Below are 11238 nucleotides of genomic sequence, written 5' to 3' on the forward strand. Positions count from 1 at the left end.
GGGGCGCCCGCCCCCCCCGGGCCGCCCCCCCCCCCCCGGGGGGCGCGGCGCCCCCCCGGGGGCGCGGGGCGGGGCGCCCCCCCGACGCGCGTCGGTGTCAACTGAACGCCGACGCGCAGGTGGTGGGCCTGGCCCGGGCGGGATCCAGGGCGCCCGCGACCTCATGGAAGGCGATCCGGTCGAACAACCCGATGGCCAGATGCTCGGAGAGATCGACCGGGCACAGCTCCTGGAGCAGCACATTGCGTACGTTCGGGCCGTCCAGGAACGCGCTGCGGTACGGCGTGACGACCTGGTCGTACCGGGTGGCGATGACGGTGTAGTTCACGCCGGGCACGGTGTCCCCGCCCTGGTTGAGCTTGGTGAGGAAGGGCGAGCCGGTGATCTGGTCGGCGAGGGCGGGCGTGGCGGTGGTGAGCAGGTCCTCGGCGCCGGGGAAGTACGGCAGCAGTTCGGTGAGGCCGGACAGGGTGGTGCCGTGGTTGTCGGGGGCGATGCCCACGAGGGTGTTCACCTCGGCCGCTCCGCCCAGGAACTTGAGGTAGTAGCGGGGCATCATGCCGCCCTGCGAGTGCCCGACGAGGTCGACCTCCGTGGTGCCGGTCGCGGCGAGCACCTTGTCGACATAGGCGTCGAGTTGCTCCGCGGACTTGTCGATGGGGCCGAGGCCGTGGAAGAACGGCACGCCGGGCAGTTGGCCGTAGTCGAGCGAGAAGACGCAGTATCCGCGCCGGGTCAGATAGGGCGCGAGGCCCAGCCAGTTGTCGACCGAGTTGCCGAAGGTGCCGTGGACCAGCACGACGGGGCGGGGATGGGCGGCGGACGGCTTGCAGGAGTAGTCGTTCCAGGCACCGGCGGCGGCAGGAGGAGTAGCTGCGGACGTAGCCGTGACGGTCGCTGTGGCTGTGACAGTGGCTGTGGCTGTGAAAGTCGCTGTGGCTGTGGCTGTGGCTGTGGGGACGGTGGCCAGTGCGCCGGTCAGCAGCAGTGCCGCCAGCGGTCCGAGCACTCTTCTCCAGGGCAGCATCGAGTGATCTCCTTGCGGCTCAAGGGAGTTGCGACTGCGTTTCGCCCTGTGATCCGGATCACGAGGATGCTGTTCACTCGTCAAGTTACGGACGGGTAGCCCAAGGGGGAAGTTACGGGTGGGTAAAGTCTCCGGCGCGCAGCTGACCCATCAGAGGTCGTGCAGGGCGCGCAGGGCCTGGGCGATGGCGGCCTGCGCCACCCGGGCGGTGCCGGAGACCCGTTCGTACATACCGCCCTCGTGGGGCAGGCCCAGCAGCCGCATGGCCGTCACCGGCACCCCGGCCCCGGCGAGCGCCGCCGCGTACCGCTCGCCGTCGTCGCGCAGCGGGTCGACCTCGGCGGTGAAGATGTACGCGGGCGGCAGTCCGCCGAAGTCCTGCGCGAGCAGCGGTGACACCCGGGGGTCGTGCCGGTCCTCGACCCGGGGGACGTACCGGTCGACCGCCGTCCCCAGCGGCGCCAGTTCCGCCTCCGTGATCCCGTCGGTCACCCGTTCCCCGGCACCGCGCGTCAGATCGAGGCCGGGCACCTCCAGGATCTGGAGCGCCAGCGGGTGGCGGGCCCGGTCGCGGTTGAGCTGGGTCAGCGCCGCCGCCAGGTTTCCGCCCGCGGACTGTCCGGCGATCGCGATACGCCCCGGGTCGACGCCGAGCGAACCGGCCTCGCGCACCAGCCAGTCCAGCGCGGCCCAGCCCTGTTCGAGCGCGGTGGGGAAAGGGTGCTCCGGGGCGAGCGCGTAGGACACCGCCGCGATGACGACGTCCGCGCGGGCGGCCCGTAGCGCGCACATGGCGGCGACGCTCGGGTGATGCAGGCCGCCCTGGACGAAGGCGCCGCCGAAGAAGTGCAGACAGGCCGGGAGGCGCAGCTCCGGGGCGGGCTCCCTCGGGTAGTACAGCCGTACGGCGACGTCCGGCCGTCCCGATACCGGGACGACGTGCTCACGGATCGGCAGTTCCGGCCCGGCCGGTCCGAGATACGGATACACCGCCCGCTCGTAGGCGAAGGCCCGCTCGCGCTGCTCCTCCGGGTCGTTCGACGGCAGGGGCGCGGGGACGCCCAGTTCGGCGATCGCCCGGATGAGGGTGGGGTCTATGGGCATGGGGGCCTCCGGTGAGGGCGGGGGTGGTTGGTCGGGCGGTACGTGTGCGCGGTCGGGCGGTACGTGTACGTGGTCGGGCTGTACGTGTACGTGGTCGGGCTGTACGTGGTCGGGCTGTACGTGGTCGGGCGGTACGTGTACGTGGTCGCCGCGGTGTCGGCGGCGCGGTTGCCGTCGGCGCGGTTCAGGTCGGGGGGCTCACGGCGGCGGCGCGGGCCCGACCGCGCAGGAACGCGCCGACCCGGTCCTGCCAGGCCCGCGCGGTCGTCGAGGTTTGGGTGAGCGACCCGCTCCCGTGGAGCTGGCCGGGCGCCCGCCAGCTCTCGACCGGCACCCCGGCGCGGGCGAGCCGGGCGGCGTAGGACTCGCCGGAGTCGCGCAGCGGGTCCAGCTCGGCGGTGATCACCAGGGCGGGCGGCAGACCGGTGAGGTCGGGGACGTCGGCGGGCGCCGCCCAGCGCACGGCCGAGCCGGGCGTCTCCCAGACCTCGGACCACTCGGCCGGCCCGGGGGTCCTAGCCACCCCAGTCGCCCCAGCCGCCCCGGCCACCTTCGCCGCCCCCGCAGATCTGGACGACCCAGCCACCCCGACCGCCCAAGCCGCCCCAGCCACCCCGGCCACCCCGGCCCCGGACTCGCTCCCGACCACCCCGACCCCGCCCAGATACGCCGCGTGCAACTCGGCGACACCCCCGCCGAGGCCGCCCAGCGCGCCGTACGCGCGGAACGAGTCGTCCCGGTCGAAGTCCAGGCTTGCCGCGGGCACCTCCAGGACCTGGTGGTCGAGGCGGATGCCACGGTCCCGGGCGTGTGCCGCGACCAGCCCGGCGAGGTTGCCGCCCGCCGAGACCCCGCCGACGCCGATCCGCCCGGGGCCGATCCCGAACCGGGGGGCGGACTCGATCAGCCAGGTCAGGGCGTCGAGACAGTCCTCCAGCGCGGCGGGGAAGGGATGTTCGGGGGCGAGCCGGTAGTCGACGTCGAAGATGTCGGCACCGCCTGACACGGCCCGGCTCCGGGCCAGCCGCGCGTTCACCACCTCGTGGACGCTGCCGAGGACGAAGCCACCGCCGTGGATGCTCAGGTGCGCCATGCGCGGGCCGGTGACCCGGGGCGGCCGGTAGCGCAGCACGGTGATCTCCCCGGCGCGGGTCGGCACCCGGTGCCCGCTCACCTCGCACTCCACGGGGCCGGGCAGCGTGAACCGGGTGGCGAGCGCGTCCGACAGCTCCCGTGCGGCGCGCCGCCGCCGGGGCCAGTCGGGCGAGCGCAGACCGGGCAGCCCGGCGGCGATCTCCCCGCCGGTCGCGCACCAGTCCACCACGGCCGGTTCACAGCCCGCGCCACGGACGAGCGCCAGGGGATCTGCCACCGGGACCCGCATCAGGGACCTCCACTCACAACGGACGGACCGAGGAACGACGACCGGCGCGACCGGCAGAACCGGCACGACCGGCACGACCAGCGCCACCGGCGCCACCGGCACCAGCACCAGCACCAGCACCAGCACCGGCACCACCGGACCGTCCGGCATGACCTGACCCACAGTCGATCGAAGCTCTTCGACGAAGTACTTTAAATCGGCCCCGGACCGAGGTCAATCACCATGCGCCGGGCACCGAGGGGGGTGGGCTAGGGTGAGGAACGTGGGGAGCCAGGGCGTGACGATCTATCAGGTGGCCAAGACAGCCGGGGTCAGCATTTCCACGGTGTCGCTCGCGCTCAACCATCCGGACCGGGTCAGCCCGCCGACCCGTGACCGGATCATCCGGGTCGCCGGTGAGCTGGGGTACCGCCCCGGCGCGACCGCCTCCGCGCGAGCCCGGCGCCATACCGGCCGGATCGCCGTACTGGCCCCCTTCAGCAGCTACGAGAGCTACCGGACCCGGCTCGTCGGCATCCTGGAGACCTTCGCCCCCGACGACGTCGAGGTCGTGGTGCTCAACGCCCCGTCCGCCGCCGCGGAGAGCTCACCGCTGCTGGAGACGCTGCCGGTGCGCGGCGATGTCGACGGGCTGCTGATCATGGGCGTCCCGCTCGGCGAGCAGGGCGCCGACCGACTGCGGCGCTGGGGGCCACCGACCGTGCTGGTCGACTCCGCGCACCCGTCCTTCAGCACCGTCACCTTCGACGACGAGCGGGCCGGGCACGCGCTGGCCGCCCATCTGCTCGGGCGCGGCCACCGCCGCTTCGGCGTGCTGCACGAACCCCAGCGCTCGGAGACCTACGTCTCCTCCGGCATGCTCCGCTACGAGGGGATCCGGCGGGCGCTGCGCGAGGCGGGCGCGGCCGAGCACACCTGCGAGGATCTGGAACTGGCCGACAACGACCTGGCGACGGCACGGGCGTTCGCCGCCGGGTTCGTGCGCCGCGCCGACCGGCCGACCGCCGTCATCGCCCACCACGATCTGCTCGCCGCGGGCTTTCTGTCGGGGCTGCGCGCCGCCGGGGCGGAGGTGCCCGGGGACATCGCCGTCGCGGGCTTCGACGACGGGCCGCTGGCGGAGGCCCTCGGGCTCACCACCATCCGGCAGCCGTTCGCCGAGTCCGGCCACCGCGCCGCCGAGTTGCTGCGCTCCCTGATCCAGGCACCGCAGCAGACACCCGCGCGCACGCTGCTCCTGCCGGAACTGATCGTGCGCGAGACCACCTGACCCCGACCGGGCCGGGCCCATGCGTCCCCGGCCGGGTCGGACCGCGTATCCCCGACCCGGCCGGACCCCGCGCGCATACGGCCGCACCGTCGAGCGGCCGGGCCCGCGCGTCCCGGCCGGTCAACCGCACCCGCACCCGCACCAAGCCGAATCAGCCGCGCTCACCGCAGCAGTCCACGAACGCCGCCGCCCGCCGGTTGAGCCACGCCCCGGCTCCCGTCGTACGTCCGGTCGGTGGCGGGCCGCTGGACCAGTGGCGCGTGGCCCATGCCGCCGCGGCTGTGCGGCCGGGCGCTGCCTGCGCGGACCCCGCCGGAACACCACCGTCGGGCACCCGCCACTCGGTCACTCGGCCAGTGTCGCCGGATGGATCGCGCCGGGACCGAAGCGGTGGCGGGCGCGGTCGGCGGCGGCCTCGGCGGCTCGGGCGCGGTCGGCGGCCGGGTCGAGCGAGAGTTGGCGATAGGCCTCGCCGGCCGGCAGCAGCCCGTCGGCGCGGAGCACGAAGGCACGTACCCTCGCCCGCTGGAGCCCGAGGGTGTTCAGCAGGTCCAGGGCGGCTTCCGCGAGGGCGGGTGAGTGGTCGGTGGGCTCCGGCAGGGTGCGCGTACGGGTGCTGGAGCTGCGGTCGGCGTACCGCACCGTGAGGGTCAGCCGGCCGGCGGACTGCCGTTCGCCGCGCAGCCGTCGGCCGATCTCGTCGGCGAGTCCCAGGACCGCCCGGTGCTGCCGGGCCGGGTCGAGACAGTCCCGGTCCAGCACCAGGTCGGCGACCAGGTGCGCGGCCGGTCCGGGCGGGGCGACCGGGCGGGGGTCGTGGCCACGGGCGCGCTCGGCCAGCAGTCGGGCGGGGCCCGCGCCGAGCAGGCGTTGCAGGGTCCCGGCGGGCAGGTCGACGACCTGGCCGATGGTGCGCAGACCGTAGCCGCCGAGAGTCTTCGCGAGGGCGGGGCCGACCCCGGGCAGGGTGGTGACCGGGCGCGGATACAGCCAGTCCGCCGCCTGTCCGGCACGGACCCAGGTGGTCTCGCCCGGCGCGGACGCGTCGGCCGCCATGGCCGCCAGCATGCGGTTGCCCGCGAGCCCGGCACTGCTGTCGATGCCGTACAGCGCCTTCAGCCTCATCTTCGCCAATTGGACCACGTTGTAGGGAGACAGATCGAAGTACCGGAGCGCCGACGTCAGGTCCGCTTGCACGGCGTTGGGCGGGACGGCCTGGACATGAGGCGTGACACCGGACATCAGTTCGATTGCATCGGCGTACTGATCCCCGGTCAGCACGGCGTGCAGGTGGAGGTGGGCGATGTGGCGCTGCCGCACGGCCATCCCGTTCACCCCGTTCATCCCGTTCATCCCGCGCTCCCCGGGCTGCGGTGGCCGAACTTCTTCAGGTCGGCGGAGCGGGTGCCGGCGGGCTGGAGGTCGGCGTACGGGTGGAGGCGGGCGCCGGTGGTGCCGTTGACGAGGGTGCGGTGCGGCTGGGCGGTCCCGTGCCGCGGCTGTCCCGGAACCGGCTGTCCGGGAACCGGCTGTCCCAGAACCGGCTGTCCCAGAACCGGCTGTCCCAGAACCGGCTGTCCCAGAACCGGCTGTCCGGGAACGGGAACCTGGGCGGGCGTCGGGTGGGGGTGGTCCGCGCCGAGGAGGGCGAGGGCGGCCTCGGGGCCGTTGTCGCGGCGGGCGGTGGCGATCTCGTCCAGGTCCCAGGCCATGGTGCCGACGACGGTACGGCGGGTGCCGCGCACCTGAACCGTGCCGCGCACCAGCAGCAGCCCGCTGTGGAAGACGGTGTACGCGCAGGCCGGGTGCGAATCCTCGAAGAACGCCAGGTCGACCAGGCCGGAGCCGTCCTCCAGGGTGACGAAGATGATCCGCTTGCCGCTGGCGATCGGCGGGGTCTGGGTGGAGGCCCGTACCCCGGCCACGAGGACCTGCCGACCGGCACGCAGTCCGGCCAGATGCGCCGCGTCGGTCGCGCCGATCTCCCGCAGCAGACGGTGGTGGTGCTCCATCAGGTGCTGGGAGACGTCGATGCCCAGGGTGTTCAGTTCGGCGCTCAGGGCCTCGCGGCCGGTCAGCTCCGGCAGCCCGCTCGGCTCCGCCCCGCCGACCGCGCCCGTACTGATGGGCAACTGCCCCGCGCCCGCGGACCGGGCTCGGGACTGCCGGTGCAACTCGGCGATCTGGAGGAGAAGATCACGGCGGGTGAGCCGGCCGTCGTGCAGACAGGTCAGGGCGCCGATCTCGGCGAGGCGCTCGGCGACCGGCCGGCTGGGGTGGGCCCGCTGCCAGAAGTCCGACAGCGATCCGTACGGCTGGCTCTCCTCGATCCGGGCGCATTCGTCGGCGCCGATGCCGTGCACCGCGGACAGCGCGAGCCGCACCCCCCACTGATCCCCGTCGGCCTTCTCCACGGTGTGCTCCACCCGGGAGCGGTTGACGTCGACGGGCAGGACCGGCACCCCGCGTCGCCGGGCGTCGGAGACCAGGACCCGCTTGGGCCACATCCCGGGGTCGTGTTCGAGCAGGCCCGCCAGCAGGAACGCCGGATAGTGCGCCTTGAGCCAGGCGCTCTGGAGGGCCGGTACGGCGAACGCGACCGCGTGGGCGCGGCAGAAGCCGTACGCCCCGAACGCCTCGACGGTCTTCCAGACCTCGGCCCGCACCGCCGGGCCGTACCCCCGCGCCCCGGCCAGGACATGGAACCAGTTCTTGATCCTCGGGAGCTGGTTCCGGTCGCCGAGCGCCCGCCGGGCCAGCTCCGCCTTCGCCCGGCCGCAGCCCGTCATCACATCCAGCGTCTCGATGATCTGCTCGTGCCAGATGGTCACCCCGTAGGTGTCGGCGAGCACCGGCTCCAGGTCCCGATGGGCGTACGACGGCGTACCGCCGTGGCGGGCGGCGATGTACCGCTCGGGCATGCCGCCCTGGACCGGGCCGGGGCGGAAGAGGCTGATGTCGGCGATGACGTCCTGCGGGTCGCGCGGCTGGAGCCGGGACAGCAGGTCCTGCTGGCCGGGCGACTCCAGCTGGAACAGGCCCAGGGTCTGACTCTTCCGGATGAGTTCGAAGGCGAGGGGGTCGTCGAGCGGTACCTGCCGTGGATCGTCCAGGTCGACATGGCGGCCGGTCACCCGTTCGATCTCGGTGAGCGCGTGGGCCATCGCGGACTGCATCCGTACGCCCAGCACATCGAGTTTGATGTTGCCCAGCGCCTCGATCTCCTCCTTCGCCGCCATGGCCATGGGGTAGTCGCCCTGCGGGGTGGGCTGCACGGGCAGCCGGTCCAGAAGGCCGGCGTCGCTGATGACCACGCCGCAGGGGTGCATGGCCATGCCGTGGACCAGGGAGTCGAGGCCCTCGGCCAGCTCCCACAGAGGCCCGTACCGGTCCGCCTCGGCCGCGAGGCGCCGCAGTTCGGGCAGTTCGGCGAGGGCGCCGGTGATGTCGCAGGCGCGCAGGTGCGGGAAGCTCTTGGCGATCCGGTCGACGTCCGCCGGTGCGATGCCGAGAGCGAGGCCGGTGTCCCGCAGGGCCCTGCGGGCCCGGTAGGTCTCGGGCATCGCGGTGACCGCGACCCGCTCCTTCCCGAACCGTTCGAAGATCGTGTCGTAGCACTCCAGCCGGCGCGCGGACTCCACGTCGATGTCGATGTCGGGCAGCGAGGCGCGGGTCGCGTTCAGGAAGCGTTCGAACAGCAGCCGGTGGTCGAGCGGGTTGGCGGTGGCGATGCCCAGCGCGTGGCAGACCAGGGAACCCGCGCCCGAACCGCGGGCCGCGACCCGGATGCCCTTGGCCCGGATGTCGGCCACGACCTGGCCGACGGCGAGGAAGTACGAGTCGTAGCCCAGGGTGGAGATCACGTCGAGTTCCTCGTCCAGCCGGTTCAGTGCCGCCCGGTCCCGGTCGAGGCCGCGCCGGGTCAGACCGGCCTCGCACTGCCGGCGCAGCAGGTCGGCGGCTCCCCTGGTGCCGGGCCCGGCGCCGAACAGCGCCGGCTCCGGGAAGTGCGGGACGCCCAGCCCCAGGTCAGCGCGGGGGTCGAGGGCGCATTCGTCGGCCGTGGCGACGGTGTCCGCCAGCAGCCCGCGCGCCCGCCGGTCGTCCGCTCCGGCGCACTCCGCGACCAGTCGGGCGACGGCCGTCATCTCCCGCGCGCCCTTGAGCCAGCGCTGCCCGCTGTCCAGGCGGCGCCGGTCGACCGGCCGCAGCAGCCGGGCCGCGTCCAGGACATCGGCGAGCCGGTGCTGGTCGGGGTCGGCGTAGCGGACGGCGTTGGAGAGCACCGCCGTGATGCCGATGCGGTCGGCCAGCGCGAGGGTGCGGGCGGCCGGCCGGAGCGCTCCGGGATCCATGCCAAAACGTTTCTGCGCAACGACTTCCAGCCTCACTCCCCCGCCGAAGATCTCCCGCCATGGCGTCAGCAGCCGCACCGCGACGTCCTCCCGGCCGGCCGCCAGCGCCCGCACCGGCTCCGAGAGCGGCCCGAGCAGCACGGTCAGCCCGGGACCGCCGTACTCACGCAGCGCCTCCCACGACACCACCACCGGCGCCGCCCCCGACGCCGTACCGGCATGGGCGGCCGAGGTGATCCGGCACAGCCGCGCCCACCCGTCCCGGTCCTGCGCGAGCAGTACGCATCTCAGCGGCGGCTCGACGACATGCGCGCCACCGCGCGCCGGGGTACGGCGGCGCCGGTCGGGCGGTGGTGGCGCGAGGGCCTCCACCGCCAGGTCGACCCCGAAGAGCGGCCGGACCTTGTTCTCCGCGCACGCCCGCGCGAACCGGACGGCCCCGGTGACCGTGTCCCGGTCGGTGAGCGCGAGCGCGGTCATGCCCCGCTCGGCCGCCCGCCGGACGAGCTGCTCGGGGTGGGAGGCCCCGTAGCGGGCGGAGTAACCGGAGGCGACGTGCAGATGGGCGAAGCCCGCCATGCCACACCTCCATCAATCCACCCCTTTTCAGCCATACGCCCTATATGTTCATCGTACGCCCGTTCGATTACTCTAACCTCATCAGCGCCGGTCAGGGACCATATTCGAACACACAAACGATTCTCTAAGGACTCCCCGAGGGCGAGGAGCGGTGGCCGAAAAGGCTCCGTCCCGTCAGCCCCCCGACAGGACGAAGCAGTTGAGGAGCGATTGAGGAGCGATTGAGAAGCGGCCGAGGAACAACCGAGAGGCAGCCGAGGAGCCGACCGAGGAAAAACACCCCCGGGGCGGGCGAGACCCCCTAGCCTCGAATGGCCCCTCGTCTCGAACACTCATACGGCATCCGTTCGGCCGCCTCCCCCTGCGGAAACGTCCCCCGGCCCGGACCGTGAGGACATGACACAGACCGCCGACGACCCGGTGCCACGGCACGGCTTTCTCGCCGAGGTACGGGACGCCGTCACCCCGCGGGCCACGCTGCTGGTGATCGGCGTACTCGCGTTGCAGCTGCTGTTCATCGCCTCCTACGTGGGGGCGCTGCACGACCCCAGGCCCAGGGACGTGCCCTTCGGGGTGGTCGCGCCCACGGCCGTGGCCGGGCGGACGGTGACCCGGCTCGACCGGCTGCCCGGTTCCCCGCTGGACCCGCGCGCGGTGGCCGACGAGGCGAGCGCGCGGCGGCAGATCCTCGACCGGAGCATCGACGGCGCGCTGATCGTGGACCCGGCCCGCACCACCGACACCCTCCTGGTCGCGTCCGGCGGCGGCACCGTCCTCGCCACCACCCTGGAACGCCTGGTCGGCGCGGTGGACGAGACCGAGGGCCGTACCGTGCGCACGGTCGACGTGGCCCCGGCCTCCCCACGGGACTTCAACGGGCTGTCGTCCTTCTATCTGGTGGTCGGCTGGTGTGTCGGCGGCTATCTGTGCGCCTCGATCCTGGCGATCAGCGCCGGGGCACGGCCCGCCAATCCGCGCCGCGCGGTGATCCGGCTGGGCGCGATGGCGCTGATGGCGATCGCCGGCGGGCTCGGCGGGGCGCTGATCGTGGGGCCGGTCCTGGACGCGCTGCCCGGCGGGGTGGCGGCGCTGTGGGGACTCGGCGCGCTGATCACCTTCGCGGTCGGCGCCGCCACCCTCGCCCTCCAGGGCATCTTCGGAATCATCGGCATCGGCCTGGCGATCCTGCTGGTGGTGATCGCGGGCAACCCGAGCGCGGGCGGCGCCTTCCCCTACCCGATGCTGCCGCCGTTCTGGCAGTCCATCGGCCCCGCGCTCCCGCCGGGCGCGGGCACCTGGGCGGCCCGCTCGATCGCCTACTTCAAGGGCAACGCCCTCACCGGCCCCCTCCTGGTCCTCTCGGCCTGGGCCCTGGCAGGCATCGCGATCACGATGCTGGCGGCGGGGCGGAGGAGGCGGCGGGGGATGCGGGCGGCGGAGGGTGAGCGGGCCGGCTGACGGGGGCGGGCGGTTAGTCCTCCCTACGGCTGGGCTAACGGCAAAACGGGCGGGTTCGGCC

Annotated in this window: 8 protein-coding genes; 2 read left to right on the forward strand and 6 right to left on the reverse strand. The window is 73.7% G+C overall.

The window, feature by feature from the left end:
• Window positions 1–97: 97 nt before the first annotated feature.
• The 3 genes from ACFXAZ_RS18095 to ACFXAZ_RS18105 form a co-directional block, all read right to left on the reverse strand.
• Window positions 98–1027, reverse strand: a complete 930-nt coding sequence (locus tag ACFXAZ_RS18095; RefSeq protein WP_384591587.1) for a lipase family alpha/beta hydrolase — start codon at window positions 1025–1027, stop codon at window positions 98–100.
• Between the two features lie 150 nt (window positions 1028–1177).
• Complete coding sequence (locus ACFXAZ_RS18100; RefSeq protein ID WP_384591590.1) at window positions 1178–2131, reverse strand: alpha/beta hydrolase; 954 nt, start codon at window positions 2129–2131, stop codon at window positions 1178–1180.
• Between the two features lie 184 nt (window positions 2132–2315).
• Window positions 2316–3665: an alpha/beta hydrolase gene (locus ACFXAZ_RS18105; RefSeq protein ID WP_384591593.1), complete on the reverse strand. Its 1350-nt coding sequence runs from the start codon at window positions 3663–3665 to the stop codon at window positions 2316–2318.
• Window positions 3666–3792: 127 nt separating this feature from the next.
• On the opposite strand from ACFXAZ_RS18105, the gene ACFXAZ_RS18110 reads away from it, so the two are divergent.
• Window positions 3793–4785: a LacI family DNA-binding transcriptional regulator gene (locus ACFXAZ_RS18110; RefSeq protein WP_384591596.1), complete on the forward strand. Its 993-nt coding sequence runs from the start codon at window positions 3793–3795 to the stop codon at window positions 4783–4785.
• Between the two features lie 151 nt (window positions 4786–4936).
• Here ACFXAZ_RS18110 and ACFXAZ_RS18115 read toward each other — a convergent pair whose 3' ends face one another.
• Genes ACFXAZ_RS18115 through ACFXAZ_RS18125 form a run of 3 tightly spaced genes read right to left on the reverse strand, consistent with a single transcriptional unit; the run spans window position 4937 to window position 9719 of the window.
• Complete coding sequence (locus ACFXAZ_RS18115; RefSeq protein ID WP_384591599.1) at window positions 4937–5134, reverse strand: hypothetical protein; 198 nt, start codon at window positions 5132–5134, stop codon at window positions 4937–4939.
• Window positions 5131–6111, reverse strand: coding sequence for an ImpB/MucB/SamB family protein (locus tag ACFXAZ_RS18120; protein ID WP_384591607.1), 981 nt, complete (start codon window positions 6109–6111; stop codon window positions 5131–5133). The genes ACFXAZ_RS18115 and ACFXAZ_RS18120 overlap by 4 nt, the downstream gene beginning before the upstream one ends.
• 23 nt (window positions 6112–6134) lie before the next feature.
• On the reverse strand, window positions 6135–9719 hold the full coding sequence (locus tag ACFXAZ_RS18125; RefSeq protein WP_384591602.1) for a DNA polymerase III subunit alpha: 3585 nt from the start codon (window positions 9717–9719) through the stop codon (window positions 6135–6137).
• A gap of 396 nt (window positions 9720–10115) precedes the next feature.
• Between ACFXAZ_RS18125 and ACFXAZ_RS18130 the strand changes: the two genes are divergently transcribed.
• Entirely contained in the window at window positions 10116–11177 is a 1062-nt protein-coding gene (locus tag ACFXAZ_RS18130; protein WP_384591604.1) for a DUF3533 domain-containing protein, read from the forward strand.
• Window positions 11178–11238: the final 61 nt, after the last annotated feature.

The sequence above is a fragment of the Streptomyces sp. NPDC059477 genome (assembly GCF_042749375.1).
Classification (GTDB): Bacteria; Actinomycetota; Actinomycetes; order Streptomycetales; family Streptomycetaceae; genus Streptomyces.